General features: G+C 41.5%; 21 protein-coding genes. 16 read left to right on the forward strand and 5 right to left on the reverse strand.

Going from position 1 to position 21,465, the window contains the following annotated elements:
- Positions 1 to 298 precede the first annotated feature (298 nt).
- Positions 299 to 1,270 (reverse strand): class 1 fructose-bisphosphatase, encoded by a 972-nt coding sequence (locus Q4567_RS18165; protein WP_216050505.1) that lies wholly within the window; start codon positions 1,268 to 1,270, stop codon positions 299 to 301.
- 202 nt (positions 1,271 to 1,472) lie between these two features.
- Here Q4567_RS18165 and mpl point away from each other — a divergent pair, with 202 nt between their 5' ends.
- Genes mpl through Q4567_RS18180 form a run of 3 tightly spaced genes read left to right on the forward strand, consistent with a single transcriptional unit; the run spans position 1,473 to position 4,249 of the window.
- Positions 1,473 to 2,828, forward strand: a complete 1,356-nt coding sequence (gene mpl, locus Q4567_RS18170; RefSeq protein WP_303501437.1) for a UDP-N-acetylmuramate:L-alanyl-gamma-D-glutamyl-meso-diaminopimelate ligase — start codon at positions 1,473 to 1,475, stop codon at positions 2,826 to 2,828.
- On the forward strand, positions 2,818 to 3,432 hold the full coding sequence (locus tag Q4567_RS18175; protein ID WP_216050507.1) for a flavin prenyltransferase UbiX: 615 nt from the start codon (positions 2,818 to 2,820) through the stop codon (positions 3,430 to 3,432). Before mpl ends, Q4567_RS18175 begins: the two co-directional genes overlap by 11 nt.
- A 19-nt stretch (positions 3,433 to 3,451) precedes the next feature.
- Positions 3,452 to 4,249 (forward strand): S1/P1 nuclease, encoded by a 798-nt coding sequence (locus Q4567_RS18180; protein ID WP_303501439.1) that lies wholly within the window; start codon positions 3,452 to 3,454, stop codon positions 4,247 to 4,249.
- An 87-nt stretch (positions 4,250 to 4,336) separates the two neighbouring features.
- Here Q4567_RS18180 and rraA read toward each other — a convergent pair whose 3' ends face one another.
- Positions 4,337 to 4,822, reverse strand: coding sequence for a ribonuclease E activity regulator RraA (rraA, locus tag Q4567_RS18185; protein WP_216050592.1), 486 nt, complete (start codon positions 4,820 to 4,822; stop codon positions 4,337 to 4,339).
- 196 nt (positions 4,823 to 5,018) lie between these two features.
- Here rraA and Q4567_RS18190 point away from each other — a divergent pair, with 196 nt between their 5' ends.
- The 8 genes from Q4567_RS18190 to Q4567_RS18225 all read left to right on the forward strand — a co-directional run bounded on the left by Q4567_RS18190 (position 5,019) and on the right by Q4567_RS18225 (position 12,009).
- Positions 5,019 to 5,531: a phosphatase PAP2 family protein gene (locus Q4567_RS18190; RefSeq protein WP_216050509.1), complete on the forward strand. Its 513-nt coding sequence runs from the start codon at positions 5,019 to 5,021 to the stop codon at positions 5,529 to 5,531.
- 9 nt (positions 5,532 to 5,540) lie between these two features.
- On the forward strand, positions 5,541 to 6,605 hold the full coding sequence (locus Q4567_RS18195) for an MJ1255/VC2487 family glycosyltransferase (RefSeq protein WP_303501443.1): 1,065 nt from the start codon (positions 5,541 to 5,543) through the stop codon (positions 6,603 to 6,605).
- Between the two features lie 652 nt (positions 6,606 to 7,257).
- Positions 7,258 to 7,416, forward strand: coding sequence for a lipoprotein (locus Q4567_RS18200; RefSeq protein ID WP_216050511.1), 159 nt, complete (start codon positions 7,258 to 7,260; stop codon positions 7,414 to 7,416).
- The gene (gene lysA, locus Q4567_RS18205) at positions 7,417 to 8,667 is read left to right on the forward strand and encodes a diaminopimelate decarboxylase (protein WP_303501446.1); all 1,251 of its coding nucleotides are present in this window, start codon (positions 7,417 to 7,419) and stop codon (positions 8,665 to 8,667) included.
- A gap of 131 nt (positions 8,668 to 8,798) precedes the next feature.
- Complete coding sequence (gene dapF, locus Q4567_RS18210; protein WP_216050513.1) at positions 8,799 to 9,629, forward strand: diaminopimelate epimerase; 831 nt, start codon at positions 8,799 to 8,801, stop codon at positions 9,627 to 9,629.
- A complete protein-coding gene (locus Q4567_RS18215) occupies positions 9,626 to 10,324 on the forward strand; it encodes a DUF484 family protein (protein ID WP_216050514.1) in 699 nt (232 codons plus the stop codon). The genes dapF and Q4567_RS18215 overlap by 4 nt, the downstream gene beginning before the upstream one ends.
- Before the next feature lie 2 nt (positions 10,325 to 10,326).
- The gene (xerC, locus tag Q4567_RS18220; RefSeq protein WP_303501453.1) at positions 10,327 to 11,223 is read left to right on the forward strand and encodes a tyrosine recombinase XerC; all 897 of its coding nucleotides are present in this window, start codon (positions 10,327 to 10,329) and stop codon (positions 11,221 to 11,223) included.
- 63 nt (positions 11,224 to 11,286) lie between these two features.
- Positions 11,287 to 12,009, forward strand: coding sequence for an HAD-IA family hydrolase (locus tag Q4567_RS18225; protein WP_216050516.1), 723 nt, complete (start codon positions 11,287 to 11,289; stop codon positions 12,007 to 12,009).
- Between the two features lie 255 nt (positions 12,010 to 12,264).
- Here the strand turns inward: Q4567_RS18225 and cysE are convergent, their stop codons facing one another.
- Positions 12,265 to 13,047 carry a serine O-acetyltransferase gene (gene cysE / locus Q4567_RS18230; RefSeq protein ID WP_216050517.1) on the reverse strand — a complete coding sequence of 261 codons (783 nt, stop codon included), beginning with the start codon at positions 13,045 to 13,047 and terminating at the stop codon, positions 12,265 to 12,267.
- Between the two features lie 216 nt (positions 13,048 to 13,263).
- Between cysE and uvrD the strand changes: the two genes are divergently transcribed.
- Entirely contained in the window at positions 13,264 to 15,432 is a 2,169-nt protein-coding gene (uvrD, locus tag Q4567_RS18235; RefSeq protein WP_216050518.1) for a DNA helicase II, read from the forward strand.
- 17 nt (positions 15,433 to 15,449) lie between these two features.
- Complete coding sequence (locus Q4567_RS18240) at positions 15,450 to 16,694, forward strand: diguanylate cyclase (protein WP_216050519.1); 1,245 nt, start codon at positions 15,450 to 15,452, stop codon at positions 16,692 to 16,694.
- A 15-nt stretch (positions 16,695 to 16,709) separates the two neighbouring features.
- On the opposite strand, the gene rarD is transcribed toward Q4567_RS18240, so the two are convergent.
- Complete coding sequence (gene rarD, locus Q4567_RS18245) at positions 16,710 to 17,609, reverse strand: EamA family transporter RarD (RefSeq protein WP_216050520.1); 900 nt, start codon at positions 17,607 to 17,609, stop codon at positions 16,710 to 16,712.
- Between the two features lie 287 nt (positions 17,610 to 17,896).
- Positions 17,897 to 18,352 carry a DUF3010 family protein gene (locus Q4567_RS18250; RefSeq protein ID WP_216050521.1) on the reverse strand — a complete coding sequence of 152 codons (456 nt, stop codon included), beginning with the start codon at positions 18,350 to 18,352 and terminating at the stop codon, positions 17,897 to 17,899.
- 316 nt (positions 18,353 to 18,668) lie between these two features.
- Between Q4567_RS18250 and Q4567_RS18255 the strand changes: the two genes are divergently transcribed.
- The 3 genes from Q4567_RS18255 to Q4567_RS18265 are packed head-to-tail and all read left to right on the forward strand — an operon-like array spanning position 18,669 to position 21,453.
- Positions 18,669 to 19,046 carry a hypothetical protein gene (locus Q4567_RS18255; protein WP_216050522.1) on the forward strand — a complete coding sequence of 126 codons (378 nt, stop codon included), beginning with the start codon at positions 18,669 to 18,671 and terminating at the stop codon, positions 19,044 to 19,046.
- A gap of 1 nt (position 19,047) precedes the next feature.
- The gene (locus Q4567_RS18260) at positions 19,048 to 20,379 is read left to right on the forward strand and encodes an AarF/ABC1/UbiB kinase family protein (protein WP_303501459.1); all 1,332 of its coding nucleotides are present in this window, start codon (positions 19,048 to 19,050) and stop codon (positions 20,377 to 20,379) included.
- 30 nt (positions 20,380 to 20,409) lie between these two features.
- A complete protein-coding gene (locus Q4567_RS18265; RefSeq protein WP_216050524.1) occupies positions 20,410 to 21,453 on the forward strand; it encodes a mechanosensitive ion channel family protein in 1,044 nt (347 codons plus the stop codon).
- Positions 21,454 to 21,465: the final 12 nt, after the last annotated feature.

The raw sequence follows: 21,465 nt of genomic DNA on the forward strand, positions 1-21,465 counted from the left end.
CGTGAATATTGGCAATTATAAAGACTTCCAGTGCAAGATGAAATCGCTACCTTGGTCTTATTAAGGTTGTTTTAAAGTATTATGCGCAATTATTTAGCAAAAGTGTGTACTTTTGTGTCTTCAATAGCGATTTCATCGCCAAACGACAACTTACCTGCAAATCACCAGTGCCTAGTTCACTTTAAGATTAAAAATAAAGCAGACCGGATTCAGCTAATATCGCCCATAAAAAAGGGCATAAGTTTTTATCCTACGCCCTGATTTGGAATTGCCTATAGAAACAAATCTATTACTTAGATTATTTTGAGTAATAGGTAATACAAGTTTCCACTTCTTCTTTAGAGCCCATAATAACTGGAACACGTTGGTGAATTTCTTCTGGCATAACTTCCAAGATTCGTCTGTCACCTGTTGTGGCAGCACCACCGGCCTGTTCAATTAGAAATGACATGGGATTTGCTTCATATAATAAACGCAATTTTCCCGGTATTTTTGGATTACGTTTATCAAATGGATAAGCAAAAAGGCCACCACGAGAAAGGATACGGTGAATATCACCAACCATTGCGCCAACCCAACGCATATTGAAGTTTTTACCTCTAGGGCCTTCATCACCAGCAATCAAGTCGTTAATATAATTTTGCATAGGTTCTTCCCAGTGACGCTGGTTAGAACTATTAATGGAAAACTCTTTAGTTTGCTCAGGTACCTCTACGTTAGCTTCTGTTAATAGGAAGCCTCCGTGGGTTTTATCCAGAGTATAAATGTGAGTACCGCGACCAGTGCTCATTGCCAACATGGTAGACGGGCCGTAAAGCACATATCCAGCAGCCACAATCTGTGTTCCAGGTTGCAAGAAAGCAGAAGGATCATCTGGGTCCATCCATTGTGGTGCATGGGTAATTGAGAAAATTGTACCTATCAAACTATTGATATCTGTATTTGATGAACCATCAAGAGGATCAAAACTGACCAAATACTTACCTTCAGGGTGGCACCCTACAACGTCATCTTCTTCCTCGGAAGAAATTGCTTTTACATAACCCGACTCTTTTAAGATATCTTTTAAGATTTGGTTAGAAATAACGTCCAGTTTCTTTTGCGTTTCGCCTTGAACGTTTTCACTTAACAAAGAGCCCAACACTCCCGCTAGTGCGCCCTGACTAACCCTAAAAGAAATTTCCTTGCAACCTGCTAATAATGTGCGGATCAACAATATTAGCTCCATTGGAGCGCCGTCTTCTTGCAATTGTGAATTGAGTCGTTTCATTCTTGTGAAAGCCTATTTTTAGATTGTATAAGGGACATGGTTTAGACAGTAATTGTTACTAATCATAGAACACATTGATAAAGTGTACCTTTATTAAACACAAAACTCAGCACAAAAAACAACAAGTTAAAATTAATATCCATTTGTTGGCATTCGAATCTCTGTTAACCTTACGAAAATTTTTTTTCAAAAAACCAAAGTTATGCATATTCATATTTTAGGGATTTGCGGCACCTTTATGGGTGGAATTGCCGCCATTGCCAAATCAATGGGACATCACGTAAGTGGTTCCGATGCCAATGTTTATCCGCCAATGAGCACTCAGCTAGAATCTTTAGGCATTCCACTGACCCAAGGGTTTGATCCAGCCCAGCTCAACCCTGAGCCCGATGTGGTGATTATTGGTAATGCAATGTCGCGGGGAAATCCATGTGTGGAAGCGGTGTTAAATCGCAATTTAAATTATATCAGTGGGCCACAGTGGTTATCTGAAAACGTATTAAAACAAAGATGGGTAATAGCTGCATCAGGCACCCATGGCAAAACGTCGACCGCCAGCATGATAGCGTGGGTACTCGAGTATGCAGGATTGCAACCTGGCTTTCTAATCGGCGGGGTTCCAGAAAATTTTGGAATTTCAGCTCGTTTAGGTGAATCACCATTTTTTGTTATTGAAGCAGATGAGTACGACAGTGCGTTTTTTGATAAACGTTCTAAGTTTGTGCACTACCATCCTCGTACCTTGGTGTTAAACAATTTAGAGTTCGACCACGCTGATATTTTTGAAAATTTGGCGGCGATACAAAAACAGTTTCATCATTTGATCCGAATATTGCCCGGTAATGGTTTGGCATTAGCACCGGCGAATGATGAAAATATAAAACAGGTTTTAGAACAAGGCTGTTGGACACCCGTTCAATATTTAGGCACGGATTGGCAAGTTGCAAATCAAAACGCTGATGGCAGTGAGTTTGATGTGTTATTGCAGAACAAAACTATTGGCCGGGTAAACTGGTCATTGATAGGGCAACACAATATTCACAACGGGATTATGGCCATTGCAGCGGCCCGTCATGCTGGCGTAAAGCCTGAATTGGCGATTGAAGCTTTGGCACAATTTGTTAATGCGAAAAGACGCATGGAGACCCGTGGTGTGGTAAATGACATTACCGTTTATGATGATTTCGCCCACCATCCCACTGCGATTGCAACCACGATCGATGGCTTAAGAAACAAAGTCAAAGAGGCACGTATTTTTGCCGTATTAGAGCCTCGTTCAGCCACCATGAAAATGGGGGTTCATCACAGCACGCTTGCTAATTCGTGGAAAAATGCAGATCAAGTACTACTGTTTCAACCAGATAATTTAGACTGGTCTTTACAGCAACTTACCGCAGAATCAGCTGTGCCGAGCCGAGTTTATGCTAGTGTTGACGACATTATCAAAACACTAATACACGAAGTAGCACCAGGCGATCATATTCTAATAATGAGTAACGGTGGCTTTGGCGGCATTCATTCACGTTTACTGGAACAGTTGGCTCAACATGAAATTTGAAAAACGAATTACATTAGCATTCACCGGGGCATCTGGCGCACCTTACGGTTTGAGGTTACTGGAAACCTTAGTTGCAGCTAACTATCAAGTTTATCTACTCATATCTTCTGCCGCTAGAGTCGTTTTAGCGACCGAAGAAGACTTGAAAGTACCCGCAAATCCGAAAACCTGTAGTGAGTTTTTTACTAACCGTTTTGATGCTAAACCGGAACAAATAACCGTGTTTGGAAAAGACGAGTGGTTTTCTCCAGTAGCCTCTGGCTCTGCCGCTCCTAAACAAATGGTCGTGTGCCCTTGTTCAACTGGCTCACTGAGCGCTATTTCCACCGGTAAAAGTGACAACCTAATCGAACGCGCGGCAGATGTTGTGATAAAAGAAAGAGGACAATTAATTGTAGTTCCTCGGGAAATGCCACTATCCACCATTCACCTTGAACATATGCTCAAATTGTCGCAGATGGGCGTGACCATAATGCCTGCGGCGCCAGGGTTTTATCACCAACCTAAACGGATTGAAGATTTGGTCGACTTTGTGGTCGCACGGATCCTCGACCACTTAGATATTGACCAACAATTGATGCCTCGTTGGGGCTACCAAAAATAATAAAAAGAGATAGATATTTATGTCATATACCGCTTTTTTTCGTAAACATTCAAAATGGGCGCTGCTTGGAATCTGTTTATTTCAGAACAGCCAAGCCTTTGCGTGGGGGCAAACGGGTCATCGCGTCACCGCGAATATTGCGGAGCAGTATTTAAGCGCAGATGCGAAAGCAAAAATTGCAGCTATTTACCCAACCAAATCCTTAGCTGAAATATCGACCCTTGCAGATGAAATGCGCTCTGACCCTTCGGAGTTCTGGCAGAAAACTTCATCTCCTTGGCATTATGTTAGCGTCCCCGAAGGCAGCGATTATAGTGCCGCTAAACATGCCCCGTCACAAGGTGATGCTTACACGGCTTTGCTGTCATTTAGTGCGACCCTGAAAAACCCAGAAGCAACTTTGCAAGACAAACAATTAGCGCTGCATTTTATTGTCCATATTATCGGAGATTTGCATCAGCCATTACACGCTGGTGATGGCACAGACCGCGGTGGAAACGATGTCAAACTCGAGTTTTTTTGGGAAAACTCAAACCTGCACCGAGTTTGGGATAGCGGCATTATTGATAGACAACAATTGTCTTTCACAGAATGGACAAACTGGTTAAGTCAAAAAATCTCACCCGAGATGGCAAAACAATGGCAAACCACTGATCCCAGAGTGTGGATCAAAGAAAGCATTCAATTGCGCAATAACATATACCCACAGGAAGAAAAATTAAGTTGGAGCTATCAATACCAACACCTACCTGAAGTTAAGCAAAGGTTGCAGATGGGGGGAGTGCGAATTGCTGCCTACTTGAATTCAATCTTGTAACCAACACCCTAACAAAGATTTATCGTAACAGCTGCCTATTCCCATTAGGCAGCTGCTAGCAAATAAGATTCACTGAATCATTCAAACTCATTCTATATCAAGCGGCTCTGGGGATAAAATAATGCCAGTGCTATCAGCATAAAGATGATCTTCAGGTAAAAAAGTGACACCACCAAAATTAACCGCTACATCAACTTCGCCGACTTGTTCAAATGCAGCGTTAACTGGAATAGACGCGACGGCATGAATACCAATATCTAATTCTTCAAGCTGATCGACTTCACGCACGCTGCCGTAACAAACAATGCCTTCCCAATCGTGCTCAATGGCAATTTGAGCCGTATTCACATCAATCAAGGCTCGACGAGTAGAACCGCCACCATCAATTAGTAAAACTTTGCCTTTTCCAGGTTGAGACAATACTTTATCAATCAATCCTTTATCTTCATGGCATTTGACGGTTGTAATCTCACCGCCGTAAGAAAGCCTACCACCATAATTAACAAATAAAGGGTCGACAACATCTACACTATCAGCAAATAAATCACACAGTTCAGACGTGTTGTATTCCATCAGAATATCCAACTCAAGCATTAAAGCTCTAGATTAAGTGTTACGAGCGAGTTTGTAAAACCTTAAGATTAGTTTTCTTCACTGTCACAAATATGACTTACATCTGTCACAAAGGTTTCGTATTTTTGTCAACTAGCGTTCATACACTAGGGTTACTTTTATTCGCAATGAGTACAAAATGTAAGAGTACCTAGAGATGAATGCATTTGGCAGAGCTGATACACATATATTCCGTTGGATTTTCGGTGTAACCGCCGGTCGCGATTGCCGAATAATTAAATACATCTCAAAAAGTGGCGACGGGCACGTTTATTTGCTGTTAGGCGTGCTGTTGTGCGTTTTCGACCCCAAAGATGGGGCGATATTCCTTTACACCTCATTATTAGCCTACGCTTTAGAATTACCCATATATGTGATTTTAAAAAAATTGTTTAAGCGTCAAAGGCCTTGCGATTTAATCTACAATTTTCGCTCTCACATTACTCCTTCGGATAAATTCAGCTTACCCTCAGGCCATACCGCAGCTGCTTTTTTGATGGCATCGCTATTGGCTCACTTCTATCCCAGCGTAGCTGTTTTAGTTTATATTTGGGCAAGCTTAATTGGATTATCCAGAGTCATGCTGGGTGTCCATTATCCTAGTGACATTGTTGCCGGTGCGTTTTTAGGTATCACTATTTCAATGTTAAGTCTTTCTATCCTTGTATAAGTAGTTTTAATGAAAATATTGTATGGCGTGCAAGGCACGGGTAATGGTCACATTGCTCGGGCGCGAATCATGGCGAAAGCTTTTGCCAAACGAGATGATATTGAAGTTGATTTCATATTTAGTGGTCGCGATCCCTCCCGTTACTTCGACATGGAAGTATTTGGCAATTATCGCACTGTGACAGGATTAACGTTCATTACCGAAAATGGCGAGGTAAATCGCTGGGAAACGCTAAAACAAGCCAATATCAGACAATTTATACGGGATGTAAAACAACTCAATGTGGCCAAATACCATGTATTACTGAATGACTTCGAGCCAGTAACAGCTTGGGCCGCCAAAATGAAAGACCTATCGTCTATATCAATTAGTCACCAAGCAGCATTTAAACATAAAGTGCCTAAACAAGGTGAAGCTTGGACCGACAGAATGCTGATGCGCACGTTCGCTCCCTGCGATGTCAATTTGGGAGTCCATTGGTATCATTTTGGCTTCCCTATTATGCCTCCATTCATCGAAGAATCTTACAGCAAGGCAACCAAAGGCGAACATGTGCTGGTCTATTTGCCGTTTGAAAATGTAGAGGCCATCAAAGCGTTACTAGAAAAGTTTCCTAACGAAAAATTTGTTTGTTACCACCCAGATATAGACGGCCCTTTTGCAACTGCAAACAGCCAATGGCGACCACTTTCTAAACAAACCTTCCAACAAGCTTTATTTGAATGTGCGGGAGTCATTGCAAATGGAGGTTTTGAGCTGTCTAGCGAATGTTTGCAATTAGGCAAAAAAATTCTGGTAAAGCCGCTGAAAAATCAATACGAACAAACATCCAACCGCGTCACACTAGAGCGCATGAACCGGTGTGACAGTATGGATAGTTTAGACCCAAACATCGTTTCAAAGTGGCTAAGTAAAGACTCACCGGAACCAATTACCTACCCAAAATCCCCAGACATACTAATCAACTGGCTACTGGAGGGGGATTACATGGATACCAAAAGACTGTGTGAGCAACTTTGGAAAATCACCCGTTTCCCAGAGTCAGTGCGCATGTCTTTAGCCAATGGCGCCTAACTCCAAATTTTGCAAATGTCGTTCAGATCAAAGTGGCTGTCCAAACATGCCCCTTTGGATGGCTGTCCTAACAAGCCCCCTTGGATGGCTGTCCTAACATGCCCCTTTGGATGGCTGTCCTAACAAGCCCCTTTGGGTGGCTGTCGTCCAAACATGCCCCTTTGGATGGCTGTCCTAACAAGCCCCTTTGGGTGGCTGTCCTAACATGCCCTTTTGGATGGCTGTCCAAACCTGCCCCTTTTGGGTGGCTGTCATAACATGCCCCTTTGGGTGGCTGTCCTAACATGCACCTTTGGGTGGCTGTCCTAACATGCACCTTTGGGTGGCTGTCCTAACATGCACCTCTTTTGCATGGCTGTCCAAACATGCCCCCTTTGGGTGGCTGTCCAAACATGGCCCCTTTGGGTGGCTGTCCAAACAAGCCCCCTTTGGGTGGCTGTCCTAACATGCCCCTTTGGGTGGCTGTCCTAACAAGCAGTCCTAAAAAGAAAAAGTGCGGCGTCAGTTTAATGTGACAGCGACGTAAGTGACCTTGATTTAGAGGCAATTATTAATTTATTGCATGTCTTATCCCAAATCAGGCAGTGGCAATGCTTGTTTTTTTTGCTTTTGATGAGATGATATAGCCTTTCGTAATTGTTAGGTGATATCAGTGTTCAAAAATCTGTGTTTTGCGATTCGTATGCTTTCCTTATTGGCGTTCATTTTTATCATTTCAGGATGTGGGCTTAAGGGTGAACTAATTCATCCCACTGAGCAAAACTCACCCACCGCAGAGCAAAATTTAGATGACTCAGAGGAGCAGTCGTAGTTGGATTATTTTCAGTATCAAGACTCTACCCTTCACGCCGAAGATGTGCCGGTTCAACAGATTGCAGAGCAGTTTGGGACACCTTGTTATGTTTATTCCAGAGCAACAATAGAGCGTCACTGGCATGCTTTTGACAAAGCTGCAGGTAAGCATGCTCACCTGATTTGTTACGCGGTGAAAGCAAATTCCAATTTAGGTGTGCTTTCGGTCATGGCGAAGCTAGGCTCTGGTTTTGATATCGTCTCAAGCGGTGAATTATCTCGCGTAATTGAAGCCGGTGGAGATCCAACTAAAGTGGTATTTTCTGGAGTCGGTAAAACCGAACAAGAAATTGAATTTGCTCTGTCTAAAAACATTTTATGTTTTAACGTTGAGTCTGCTCCTGAATTAGAGCGGATCAATAAAGTTGCATCTAAACTCAATGTAGTCGCGCCAATTTCTATTCGCGTAAATCCCGATGTGGATGCTAAAACGCACCCCTATATTTCAACAGGGCTCAAAGCCAACAAATTTGGTATACCACGAGAAAACGCGGTTGCCATTTATAAGCTTGCCGCTAGCTATGAGCATTTAGAAATTAAAGGCATGGACTGTCATATTGGCTCACAACTCACCGATATAGTGCCATTCGTAGATGCACTAGACAGATTGTTATTACTGATTGATGAGCTGGCCGAACTGGGTATCACCATCAGTCACCTCGATGTCGGCGGTGGTTTAGGCGTGGCGTATAAAGATGAAACGCCGCCCCATCCCGATCAGTACGTTGAAGCACTTATGACGCGCATGCAGCAGCGCCCAGAGCTTAAGCTAATATTTGAACCTGGACGTGCGATTATGGCAAACGCAGGTATTCTCATCACCAAAGTAGAATTTATTAAACAAGGGGAAGAGAAAAACTTCGCCATAGTAGATGCCGCAATGAATGATTTAATTCGTCCAGCACTTTATTCAGCTTGGCAAAACATCATTCCTGCGGAACTGAGTACAGGTAAGCCTAAGGCAATCTATGACATCGTTGGTCCAATTTGCGAAACCGGAGATTTCATTGGTAAAGACCGAGAGCTGGAAATTGCTTCTAACGACTTGTTGGTTGTGCGCAGTGCAGGTGCTTACGGTTTTGTGATGGCGTCAAATTACAACAGCCGTTGTCGTCCAGCTGAAATAATTGTTGATAAAAACCAATTACATTTAGCACGTGAACGAGAAGTGTTATCTGACCTGTGGAAGGGTGAACACGTTATTTCGTAGCGATAACATGTAAATTAGTTACCTGAATTTACGTTGTTTTTAGTGTGTGTCGCAAATAGACTGCAAAATAGCTATTTTGGTCGCCGCATATGTAGGTTAATATAACCGTAACAAAACTTTTAGTAGTAATAATGCAAATTCAATTTTCTAAGATGCATGGTCTTGGCAACGATTTCGTCGTTATCGACAATGTCACGCAAAATGTATTTTTTTCGAAAGATAAAATTCAGCAATTGGCTGATAGAAACTTTGGCATAGGCTTCGACCAACTGTTGTTGGTTGAACCGCCTTATGATCCGGAACAAGACTTCCACTATCGTATTTTTAATGCCGATGGTTCGGAGGTTTCTCAGTGCGGCAATGGCGCAAGATGCTTTGCAAAGTTTGTAAAAATAAAGGGGTTAACTAACCGTAATAAAGTGGTGGTTAGTACTAAGTCTGGCAAAATAGTGTTGTATCTTGAAAAAGACGGCCAAGTCACCGTAAATATGGGACGCCCGATTTTCGAGCCAGCAAAGATACCTTTAAAAGCCAATAAAGAAGAAAAAATTTATTTGATTCGAGCACAAGAGCAAACCTTTATGGTTGGGTCGGTGTCAATGGGGAATCCCCATTGCGTGCTTGAAGTTGATGACGTGCAAACTGCAGATGTAGAAAACATCGGCCCATTACTTGAAACCCATGACAGATTTCCTGAAAACGTCAATGTTGGGTTCATGCAAATAATCAACGAAAATCATATAAAACTGCGAGTACACGAACGCGGAGCAGGTGAAACTTTAGCTTGTGGAACGGGTGCTTGTGCAGCAGTGGCAATTGGTCAGATTCAAGGTAAACTAAGCAAAGATGTACAAGTTGACCTACCCGGTGGTACATTAAAAATACGTTGGCAAGGTAAAGACAATGTATTAAAAATGACTGGTCCTGCGGAACATATTTTTGATGGAACCCTCATAATATGAGTGATACAGCACAACAACAGGTAAATAGGGAAATGCTAACTAATTATGAAAAAGTGGCAGACGTCGTTAGCGATAAAGACGTAAAAGACTACTTGTTAGAGAATCCTGATTTTTTTGTTGAGTATCCAGAATTGGCGGAAAAACTCGTCATTTCTCATCAACAAAAAGGCAGTATTTCTCTGGTTGAGTTGCAATCAGAACAATTACGCAAGAAAAATCGCGAATTGTCCCACAAGCTCAATCAACTCATTTCGATAGCAAAGCAAAACGAACAAATATACCGTATTTATGCAGATTTGAACCTTCAATTACTCAGTTGCCGATTTTTTAGCGAAGTCCAAGATGTACTTGAAGATGTTATGTGCCAAAAGCTACGATTATCTGCTGTCACGTTAAAATCGTTCAGCGGTGCCCATGCGTTACCAGAGATTCAACGCAAATTATTTATCGAAAAGCGTTTTAAACAAGACTGTTTTTTCTTCGGCCGCTTAAGCCAACATGAAAAGCAGTTGCTGTTCAAAGAAGGAAACGTTGAATCTGTCGCTCTTATGCTGCTAGGTGAAAAAGGCGAACTAGGCATTTTAGCCATTGGCAGTAAAGACCCAAGTCATTTCAATCCAGATATGGATACTTTACTGATAACTCAGTTGCAACAGTTCTTAAACGTACTGCTGCCAAACTTGGCTGGATATTAACCATGGACGCTCCAGCCTTAGACCACTGGCTGGAAAAATTTTTTTCGTTCATAAAATACGAAAGAAACCTTTCACCCAAAACAATAGAAAACTACCAGCGACAACTGCACTCGATAAGTGAACAGTTAGACATATCAAGTTGGTCTGAACTAACTACTCATCATATTAAATCTATTTTGAGTCAGGCTAGACGCAAAAATTTAGCCCCGCGCTCAATTGCATTGCGTTTGTCTGCATTACGCACGTTTTGCCAATTTCTAGTCGCTCAGAGTGTACTCAAAACTAACCCAGCGAAAGCCGTACAAACACCTAAACTTGGCAGGCCACTGCCGAAACACTTGAATGTAGACCAAGTTGGTCAATTACTGGAAATAGATCCAGAATCTGTGTTGGCGGTGCGTGACCGAGCAATGATGGAGCTAACGTACGGTTGCGGATTACGTTTAGCCGAATTGTCTGGCTTAAACTTGCAAGACATAGTCACCAAAAGTCAAATTAGAGTATTCGGTAAAGGTCGTAAAGAGCGTGTGATACCGGTTGGTAAGACAGCCATAACTTGGTTAAATAAATGGTTGGCGGTACGCAGTCAAATGACTCCTCCTGCCGACGAACAAGCGCTGTTTGTTAGTATGCACAAACGCCGCATAAGCCACCGTCAAATTGCCAAGCGAATGCAATTATGGGCACACAAACAACATATTGACCAAAAAGTAAATCCACACAAGTTGCGACATTCTTATGCCACTCATATGTTAGAATCCAGCGGAGATTTACGCGCAGTACAAGAGCTACTAGGTCATGCGAATTTGTCGACCACCCAAGTGTATACACACTTGGATTTTCAGCATTTATCCAAGGTGTACGACAACGCACACCCTCGGTCGCGAAAAAACAAATAGTAGTCAGACTTCCAGTATTGACGAATAAAAAACATTTTAAGGTTGAAGAATAGGTATTCCTGAATGAAATTTTATCGGAATTTTTCCCCAATAAAAGCCATTAGTTTTGATTTAGATGATACGTTGTATGACAACTATCCCTTTATTATGGAAGCTGAAAGAAAGCTACTAAACTATTTGTCTGCTAGCTACCCAAAAACATCAGAGTTTTCCTACCAAGATTGGCAACAATTCAAACTAGAACATTTACAAAGTCAACCTCAACTGGCCTCAGATATGGGGGCTTTACGCAAACATACATTACAAACAGGATTACAAAAAGCGGGTTATCAAGATCACCATCTCAGCTCAGCGGTGGATGACTGTTTTGATTTCTTTTATCACCATCGCAGTAACTTTCAAGTGAACCAAGAAATATGTGCCTTGTTGTCTAAGTTGGCTAATAAACTCCCTCTGGTTGCTATCACCAACGGTAACGTGAACCTGCAACAGATTGGTATTAGTGAGTATTTTAGCCATTGTTTTAAAGCCAATTTGGAACGGCCGATGAAGCCTCACGATGCGATGTTTACGCTGGCAAGTTCAACATTGAAAGTAGATCCCAAAGAGATTCTACATGTGGGTGATAACTTAGAAAAAGATGTGATGGGCGCAATCAATGCGGGCATGCAAAGCGGTTGGTACGCCTACAACCGGAAAATGCATTTAACTCAAGAAAAGACCACAGTCCTTCCTCATGTTCAATTAGATGATTTGGAAGAGTTAAATTTATTGATTGAAAATTAAATACGGAACAGTTCGCTCTTATAACACGAGGCTATAGCACCCGCCTACAGATAAATAACCAAATACATTTGCGCCCTTGTAGCACGGGCTTTAGCTCTCAGTAAACAATTCAACCAATCCACGGCATAAATACCGTGCTACTAATGTCTGTAGCACGGGCTTCAGCCCGCGGAAAAGCGATGACAAACTCGGCCTAAAACACCCGCCTACAGGGGAATAACGAGACGCTTTATGGTCGACTTATCTGCCCAACCATTAATCTTCGTAAATATTTTGGTTCATTGTTTCACAAGGATTAGGACAACTAGGTACACCGACAATTTTCGCAGGCACTCCTGCAACTGTAACGTGCTTAGGTACGTTCTTGAGAACCACACTACCAGCACCAACTTTAGCACCTGCACCAATCTCTATATTACCGAGAATTTTGGCCCCTGCTCCCACCATGACGCCCTGGCGTACTTTAGGGTGACGATCGCCGGACTCGTTACCAGTTCCGCCTAACGTGACGGATTGTAGAATTGAAACATGATCCTCCACAACGGCTGTTTCACCAATAACAATACCAGTTGCGTGGTCAAACATTACGCCTTTGCCAATCACTGCGGCAGGGTGGATATCAACACCGAAGACTTCGGAGTTTCGACTTTGCACAAACAGGGCTAATTGCTTACGGTTTTTGGCCCATAAATAATGGGACAATCGATAAGCCTGAATCGCTTGAAAGCCTTTAAAATACAACAATACAGTGAGAATTTTATCTACTGCAGGATCTCGGGTTAACACAGCTTCAATGTCTTCGATTGCTGACTCTACAATTTCGGGACTCAATGTATAGGCTTGGTCAAGCACTTCGCGAATAGCGAGCGCGGGCATAACCTCATCTTGGATTTTATTGGAAAGAATGAAGCTCAAAGACGTCTCAAAGTTGTGGTGAGCGAGAATACAAGCATGCACATAGCTGGCTAAGAGAGGTTCGCTTTCCACTAATTCTTCAGCTTCAGCTTTTAATCTCTTCCAGAAATTATCGATTGGCATCTAGTTCTCCTCAATTGAATTCTACCCAAACGTAGGGTAAGTCACTTTTGTCTTATGTTAGTTTATTAGAACGGATGTGCGGGCAAAAACGTTCAAATACAAGCTCAGTTTGCATATTGCTGGGTAAAAGTCACAAAACCAGCCCTTTCGATGTATAAAAACACAGTATAACTGATATACTTCGTCTATTAATCAATAAATTTAAATAAGCTTGTTATGGATGTATCTCGACTTTTAGACCAACTTAACGATAAACAACGTGAAGTGGTGGCAGCACCCCCGTCCGATATGTTGGTTTTAGCCGGTGCCGGAAGTGGCAAAACTCGAGTGCTTGTGCATCGTATTGCTTGGTTAATGGAAGTTGAGCAACTTGCTCCTTTTAGCATTCTTGCCGTGACATTTACCAATAAAGCAGCCAGAGAAATGCGTGGTCGAGTAGAACGTTTAATGGGTTCAGGATTGCACACTATGTGGATTGGTACCTTTCACGGACTCGCCCATAGACTGCTTAGAACTCATTTCAAAGAGGCACGCTTACCTGAGAATTTTCAGATATTGGACTCTGATGACCAGTATCGATTAGTTCGTCGGGTGATTAAATCGCTTAATTTAGATGAAAAGAATTGGCAACCTAAATCGATTCAATGGTACATCAATGGCAATAAAGACGAAGGCCTGCGACCTGAGCACATAGATACTCAGGGTGATCCAACCAAACAAACCATGAAAGACATATACCAAGCTTATCAACAAACCTGTGATCGCTCAGGCTTGGTAGATTTTGCTGAGTTATTGCTGCGCGCCCATGAATTGTGGCTGAACAACCCCGATGTACTCAGACATTACCAAAAACGTTTCCGCACAATTTTGGTCGATGAATTCCAAGACACTAACAACATCCAATATGCTTGGTTGCGCATTTTGAGCTGTGCAGACAACAACATGATGATTGTAGGTGACGATGATCAATCCATATACGGCTGGCGTGGCGCCAATGTGGAAAATATTCAGCACTTTTTGCGGGACTTTCCTAGCGCCAAGACAATTCGACTAGAACAGAACTATCGCTCAACAGGCAATATTCTCAAAGCCGCTAATGCGGTGATAGATAATAACCAAGGGCGACTAGGCAAAGACCTATGGACTGAAGATGCCGAAGGCGAAGCCATCTCGATGTATGCAGGCTTCAATGAACTGGATGAAGCTCGATTCATTGTGGCACGGATTAAGGAATGGAGCGACAAAGGTGATGCGTTAGCAGATTGTGCCATTTTGTATCGCAACAACGCTCAATCCCGGGTTCTAGAAGAAGCTCTGTTACAGGAGTCGGTGGCGTATAGGATATACGGCGGATTACGCTTTTTCGAACGCCAAGAAATCAAAGATGCCCTAGCGTACCTAAGGCTGATTAATCAACCAATAGATGATGCAGCTTATGAGCGAGTTGTGAACACGCCAACTCGTGGGATTGGAGATAAAACCCTTGGATTAATTCGAGAAACAGCTCGTAATGAAGAGTTATCAATGTGGCAAGCCACCAATGACATGCTCCGTGAAAAGCGTTTTTCAGGAAGAGCAGCCACCGCACTTCAGCGCTTCGTCGAGTTAATATTGAAGTTACAAGTTGAAGTACAAGAGTTTGAATTAGACCAGCAGGCTGATCATGTCATCAAAAATTCAGGCCTATTTGCTATGTATCAGGCGGAAAAAGGTGAAAAAGCCCAAGCTCGTATCGAAAACCTTGAGGAACTCGTGACCGCTTGTAAGCAATTCGAAGCCCCTGAAGAGGCTGAAAACATGACTCCCTTATCAGCGTTCCTAGCCCACGCATCATTGGAAGCAGGTGAATCACAAGCCGATGCCCACCAAGACGCCGTGCAAATGATGACAATACATTCAGCAAAAGGCTTGGAATTTCCATTAGTTTTCTTAGCCGGTGTTGAAGAAGGTATGTTCCCCAGCCAGATGAGCCATGAAGAGCCCGGGCGCTTAGAGGAAGAACGCAGACTTTGTTATGTCGGTATGACCCGTGCGATGCAAAAACTATACATGACTTATGCCGAATCAAGACGGTTATATGGCCAAGATAAATACCATACACCATCACGTTTTATCAAAGAAATTCCCAGTGAATGTATTGAGGAAGTGCGCCTGCGAACAACCGTCAGCCGCCCGATTCAAAACCGCTTTCAACCAGCAACATCGCATATGGCGTTTGAGTCTACCGGGTTTCAGCTAGGACAACGGGTCAAACATAGTAAGTTTCAAGAAGGAACCGTTTTAAATTACGAAGGAAGCGGTGAACATGCCCGAGTTGAAGTGAATTTTGACAACATAGGGACAAAGTGGCTAATGTTGGCCTATGCTAAATTGGAAAAAATTTAAAACGAACTGAATTGCCAATGAAATTTAAGGTTCTGTTAATAGAAGATAGTGAATCAAGTGTGCGCGTGCTCAAGCGTGTCATTGGCAAAGCTAACTTAGATGTAGTGTTAGCCAATACGTTAGCTCAAGCGAAAATCATTTTTGAAACTACATCACCAGAGCTTTATTTGTGCGCGGTTGTTGGCTATTCCCTTCCCGACGCTCCTCATGGACAGGCAATTAATTTCACCATAGATGCCTTTATTCCTACCATTGTTATAACCAGTGGTGTTGAAGAGGATGTTCGCGAGAATATTTTGGCCAAACCTGTAGTTGATTATATCCCTAAGCAAAACGCACAAATGTTCGAATATCTGAGCCGGCTATTAATCAGATTAGAAAAAAACAAACAGATTGGGGTGTTATTGGTAGATAAATCTAGGCGCGATCGCAATAAGCAATCTTCATTGATAGCCCGGCATAACTTCATCACTTACGAAGCCTCAAGCGCCGAACAAGCACTAACCCTGTTACAAAGACACCCACTTATAAAATTGATGTTAGTTGAAGAACAATTGGCCGATACGACAGGGTTGGAATTAGTCTCAGAAGCCAGAAAACTTTACGATAAAGATCAATTAAGCATTATTGGTTTGTCAACGAACATGAGCGCTTCGTTATTAGCTCAATTCATAAAGAGTGGCGCGAATGATTTTTTACGAAAGCCTTATTGTCACGAAGAATTTTTTTGCAGAATCGTACAAAACGTCGAACATATCGAGCAGATAGAAGCAATTAGACAAGCGGCCAACTCAGATTATTTAACCGGACTCCCCAATCGCCGACACTTCTTTAATAAAGTTAACAACACCATCCACCGTGGACAGGCACAAATGTCGTTAGCTTTAATCGACTTGGACAACTTCAAATTAATTAACGACTCTTTTGGCCATGACTTCGGAGATGTAGTGCTAAAAGAAGTTTCAAAGATAATTGTTCGCCACTTTTCATCTTTTCACTTCTCACGTTTCGGTGGCGAAGAGTTTTGTATTTTTATGGCGAATGTCGACCATGCTCATGCAGTTGAACTGCTAAATACTTTTCGCGAAGAAGTAAGTAAAAAAATAATAAAGAGTAAAGGTATTAGCCACTCATGCACATTGAGCGTTGGAGTGACGAGCCGCGCTAGTAAAAAAATAGAGTCGATGTTAACCGTAGCTGACGAACACCTTTATAAAGCCAAGGCCCAAGGTCGCAACCGAGTGATTGGCGACCTTGACTAAAAGCAGGGATAATTGTTACACCCCCATGCATTTCAAAGATTTACGATATGCCCGATAAGAATCAAAGCTAAAAATCACTAAAGCTAACCAAACAAATCCGAATGTGACTAAACGCGCCTCATGCAAGGGCTCGTCATACAAGTACACAGCCAAAATAAACATAATGCTAGGGCCGATATATTGGAAAAAGCCCAATGTAGAATATCGTATACGGCGAGCAGCCGCGGTAAAACATAATAAGGGTGCGGTTGTAATAATTCCTGCCCCTATTAATAATGCGTTTAGATCTGCATCATTACTGAATAGGTTACTCATTTGGGAAGCAAAAAACAGCCAATAGAAGATGGCAAATGGCAACATCATCATGGTTTCGATTAACAGTCCTGGCAAAGAATCTACTGCAACTTGCTTTCTGAGCAATCCATAAACACCAAAACTAGATGCCAGTAGCAGGGCAATCCAAGGTAGTTCCCCATAGGAAAACAGTAAGATTAAAACGCCGAAAAGTGCAATCGCCACAGCAATTTTCTGCATTCTCCGTAATCGCTCCCCTAAAAACATGCGACCTAAGAAGACATTAAGCAAAGGGTTAACATAGTAACCTAGGCTAGCATCGAGTAGATGACCATTGTTGACAGCCCAAATAAACAACAGCCAATTCCCAGCTAACAGTAATCCCGATATCAATAAAATTTTAATTACTCGTGGATTTTTTAATGCAGCTTGAACTTTTGGTAGCTGCTTTAAGGCCAATACTAAAACCACTAATAGCAGAGCAGACCAAATCACTCTATGTACGAGGATTTCTGCCGCAGGCATCACCATCAGCATTTTGAAATATAGCGGAGCAAAACCCCACATGGCATATGCAGCAACGGCGAAAATAACGCCTGCTTTCAACGATTTATCAGACATGAATTTACAACAACCAGAAAAATGAACTCGAAGTTTCGAGCGAATAATAACAAAACGTCAACAACGATTTGATTACAAAGAATTGAATATATGACGACAACCAACAATATGACACGATTTCACAATTAACATTAGGCCGCAATGCGCTTTAAAAGCCTCGGCGATATTAAATAAGCTTGCGGATATTTTATTGATCAAACCTGCAAGCAAAGAATCATTAAGATCCTCCGCGTAGATTTAATACCGACGTTTTTCGAAATCAATTTGAATCGCGAAATTGATTGATTTTATTCTACCGGTTGTTGTTCCATTCCGTACTTTTCTTTCATTAAGTAAGCGAAAGCGGTGCTAAAGGCCACTTCCTGAAACATTTTCAAACCTGTTTCTGAAAATAGCACGGGAATTGGATTACGTTTTAAAATTTCTTTGATAAACGTTGGCGCCAAAACTTCGACCTTTAATTCTTCAATTAATTGAATTGCCGCTTCCATTTTAAAACCAGCCGCACTGCCTGCAAATTTGCCTTTGGTTGGACGTTCACGAATAACCACAGCGTCAATCTTGTAGTCTTCCATCAATTTTTTAAATGTAAACTGAAATTCCCGAACTTCTTCTGTAGAATCCTGTTTAGGATAAGTTAACTTGCGCGCACGGCAATCTGGAATATGAAACACTTCGTTTTCCAAAGACAACAAACATAAATTGGCTTCACTACCTTTTAGTTCAACACCGCAAATTCTCATAACTTCTCCTAAACAATACACTTTTCACAATTATACCTCATGTTTCACCAAGTTATTGCAACAAAATATCTTCCATATCGAATCTGTTTGCTGACATTCTCACCAATTTGTTCTATTTTGATTTCATAACATGGACAGGCATCATTGAATACCAACTAATATTAACGTTTATCTTGGACAGGCATGTTCGTTTATTTTGGACAGGCACGTTTGAAGTTCATTTTAGACAGCCATGTTTGTGACATTTATTACTTTATCAGTCGCCAACAAAAGTGGCTGTCCAATAACTCATATCGTTAAACCATAAGGAGCGAGTATGTTTCGCCCAACTACAGTAGTAACACTTATTCTAACCTTGTTTTCCTCGGTAACTTTTGCGGAGAACATTGAAGAAGCATCTATACGTTTGTGTGATCATATTAAAGTTTGTGTGACAGAACAGATAGGAACAACAGATGGTATCCCTCCAGAAATGCGAGTGATGATAGATGGTGTAGTGGATAATATGTGTAAAAGTATGATGGATACAAACGCGGTTAAGGGAAACATGGATTTCGAAGATTCTGCCATTGCGTGTATAGACTCAATAACAGAATTAAGTTGCGCAGATATTGAAAGTGCAGGGCAAACCCCAGCCTGTTTAGCGTTCGAAAAGAAGCTGTCAGAACGCTATCCCAATCTAAAGAATAAATAAAATGACAAAAAAACCACCTTTAGAGGAAGCAAAGATACCGAAAGGTAGAGTTTCTCGATTTGCAAAAATGGGAAGTTTAGCTTCCCGGATTGCAGGGAATATGATTTCAGAGGGCGTTTCTGAGCTTGCTAAAGGTAACCGGCCAAAAGTAAAAGATCTGCTGCTGACACCGTCAAATGTCAAACGGGTAGCAGATCAACTTGCTCAAATGCGTGGCGCGGCCATGAAAGTTGGACAGTTAATTTCGATGGATGGCGGTGATGTGTTGCCCAAAGAATTATCTGATTTATTAGCTCGATTACGATCTGACGCTAAATCTATGCCTCGAGCAGAATTGATGACTGTCTTGGAATCACATTGGGGAGGTGAATGGCAATCGCAATTTATCCAATTTCAGTTGAACCCCATTGCATCTGCTTCTATTGGCCAAGTTCACAAAGCAATTGACAGTAATTTGCGACGATTAGCGATTAAGGTCCAGTATCCAGGAATTAAAGAGAGTATCAACAGCGATGTAGATAACGTCGCGAGTTTAATAAAATTATCAGGCCTTCTACCTAAGGGAATAAATATTGGACCACTTTTATCTGAAGCTAAAGCGCAATTGCACGAAGAAGCTAATTACATTTTAGAAGGTAAACGCTTAGAACAGTACGGTTCTTTATTAGGAACTGACGACAGGTTTGTAATTCCTCACTGGATGCCGGAATTAAGTAGCGAGACTGTGTTAGCCATGACTTTTTTAGATGGAGAACCAATTGAAAACCTCAGTGAAGCAAATCAAACACTGCGAAACAAAGTCGTAAGCGACCTTTTTTCACTATTTTTCAGAGAGTTATTTGAGTTTCAACTTATTCAAACCGATCCGAATTTTGCAAATTTTTTGTATGATAACGACGCTGAAAAGATTGTATTGTTAGATTTTGGCGCAACGAGAGAATACAACAAGTCTATGGCTCAGGCGTATCTCCAGTTAATGCAAGCTGGATATCGAAACGACAAAAATGGAGTCGCTGATAATGCGTTGGAATTAGGTTTAATGACCACTACCCTTTCAGAAAAAACACAAGTCGATATAACTGAAATGTGTTACTTATCCTGTGAGCCACTTTATTTAGAGGGGGGCTACGATTTTTCAACTAGCGATTTGTTAGATCGATTAAGGGTAATCGGCACCCAAATGAGTATAGACAAAAGCTATGTGCATACGCCCCCTGTAGATACTATTTTCTTGCACCGAAAGCTAGGTGGCTTATTTTTGTTAGCGATGAAACTCAAAGCTAAGGTAGATTTACGTTCTATATTTGAACCTTATTTGGATTATCGAATTTAAACCTACTCTATTTTTACACTGGAATAATTTATGTTTTCAACAGATTCATTGTTAGAACTAACACTTTCTTTTATACCGCTATTGATAACCCTTTTAATTGTATTTGTGGTGCTTTGGAGTGCGCACAATATATTGATAGTTAAACAAGCTGATGCTGGAAATGAAAAACTGTTTTCGCGACAGTTAATAATGCTTGGATTGACCTTAGTGGCATTACTGGCGACAGTATTTGCATTGCCAGTGAGCGAAAGTTCTCGCAATCAAATCATAGGTTTAATTGGTTTAGTCATCTCAGGGATTTTTGCGTTCTCTTCTAGTACCATTTTTGCCAATTTATTAGCTGGAATAATGCTAAGAATTACGAAACCATTTCACACTGGTGATTTTGTTCAAGTAGGAAGCTTCTTTGGGCGAGTTGTGGAGCGTGGATTGTTAGATACAGAAATCCAGACAGAAGTTAGAGATTTAGTAGCTCTGCCCAATACGTTTATGATCACGAATCCCATCACAGTGACTCGTACATCAGGCACAATTATCTCTACAAGTTTATCCCTTGGATATGATATTCATAATTCAACAATTGAAACCATGTTGTTACAAGCTGCTACCAATTGCCAACTAACCGACCCTTTTGTGCATATTGTTGAGCTAGGGGACTTTTCGGTAACCTACAAAATCAGTGGTAAATTGGAAGAAGTTAAGAGTCTAATCAGCTCGAGAACTCGACTGAACCGGGAGGTTTTAAATATCCTTCACGAAAACGATATCGAAATCATGTCCCCTAGTTTCATGAACCAACGTAAAATTCCAGATGACGTCAAAATTATTCCACCTAAACAACGAGTTAACAATGAGAATAGTGAGTCGACTGTAGATCAGGTGATTTTTGACAAAGCTGAAGAGGCAGAACAAAAAGAAGTACTTTTAGAACAGTTAAAAACGCAATTAGTTGAGTTAAATGAGCGACTCAAACAAGCTGATGAAAATCAGAAAGAATCGTTTAAATTACAAATCGAAGATTTAACGCAAAAAATAAAATCTTTCAATAAAGCCGAAGAAATTAAAGAAAGTTAATACCCAATCAGT

The sequence above is a fragment of the Aliiglaciecola sp. 2_MG-2023 genome (genome assembly GCF_030548145.1).
GTDB classification, from domain to species: Bacteria; Pseudomonadota; Gammaproteobacteria; order Enterobacterales; family Alteromonadaceae; genus Aliiglaciecola; species Aliiglaciecola lipolytica_A.

Excerpts from the sequence above, each read along its gene's own strand:
- dapF (WP_216050513.1), top strand. The coding sequence starts at position 8,799 with ATGCAAATTCAATTTTCTAAGATGCATGGTCTTGGCAACGATTTCGTC.
- Q4567_RS18260 (WP_303501459.1), top strand. The coding sequence starts at position 19,048 with ATGACAAAAAAACCACCTTTAGAGGAAGCAAAGATACCGAAAGGTAGA.
- mpl (WP_303501437.1), top strand. The coding sequence starts at position 1,473 with ATGCATATTCATATTTTAGGGATTTGCGGCACCTTTATGGGTGGAATT.
- Q4567_RS18180 (WP_303501439.1), top strand. The coding sequence starts at position 3,452 with ATGTCATATACCGCTTTTTTTCGTAAACATTCAAAATGGGCGCTGCTT.
- rarD (WP_216050520.1), bottom strand. The coding sequence starts at position 17,609 with ATGTCTGATAAATCGTTGAAAGCAGGCGTTATTTTCGCCGTTGCTGCA.
- Q4567_RS18175 (WP_216050507.1), top strand. The coding sequence starts at position 2,818 with ATGAAATTTGAAAAACGAATTACATTAGCATTCACCGGGGCATCTGGC.
- Q4567_RS18255 (WP_216050522.1), top strand. The coding sequence starts at position 18,669 with ATGTTTCGCCCAACTACAGTAGTAACACTTATTCTAACCTTGTTTTCC.
- rraA (WP_216050592.1), bottom strand. The coding sequence starts at position 4,822 with ATGGAATACAACACGTCTGAACTGTGTGATTTATTTGCTGATAGTGTA.
- Q4567_RS18240 (WP_216050519.1), top strand. The coding sequence starts at position 15,450 with ATGAAATTTAAGGTTCTGTTAATAGAAGATAGTGAATCAAGTGTGCGC.
- Q4567_RS18195 (WP_303501443.1), top strand. The coding sequence starts at position 5,541 with ATGAAAATATTGTATGGCGTGCAAGGCACGGGTAATGGTCACATTGCT.
- Q4567_RS18190 (WP_216050509.1), top strand. The coding sequence starts at position 5,019 with ATGAATGCATTTGGCAGAGCTGATACACATATATTCCGTTGGATTTTC.
- Q4567_RS18215 (WP_216050514.1), top strand. The coding sequence starts at position 9,626 with ATGAGTGATACAGCACAACAACAGGTAAATAGGGAAATGCTAACTAAT.
- xerC (WP_303501453.1), top strand. The coding sequence starts at position 10,327 with ATGGACGCTCCAGCCTTAGACCACTGGCTGGAAAAATTTTTTTCGTTC.
- Q4567_RS18165 (WP_216050505.1), bottom strand. The coding sequence starts at position 1,270 with ATGAAACGACTCAATTCACAATTGCAAGAAGACGGCGCTCCAATGGAG.
- uvrD (WP_216050518.1), top strand. The coding sequence starts at position 13,264 with ATGGATGTATCTCGACTTTTAGACCAACTTAACGATAAACAACGTGAA.
- Q4567_RS18265 (WP_216050524.1), top strand. The coding sequence starts at position 20,410 with ATGTTTTCAACAGATTCATTGTTAGAACTAACACTTTCTTTTATACCG.
- cysE (WP_216050517.1), bottom strand. The coding sequence starts at position 13,047 with ATGCCAATCGATAATTTCTGGAAGAGATTAAAAGCTGAAGCTGAAGAA.
- Q4567_RS18250 (WP_216050521.1), bottom strand. The coding sequence starts at position 18,352 with ATGAGAATTTGCGGTGTTGAACTAAAAGGTAGTGAAGCCAATTTATGT.
- Q4567_RS18225 (WP_216050516.1), top strand. The coding sequence starts at position 11,287 with ATGAAATTTTATCGGAATTTTTCCCCAATAAAAGCCATTAGTTTTGAT.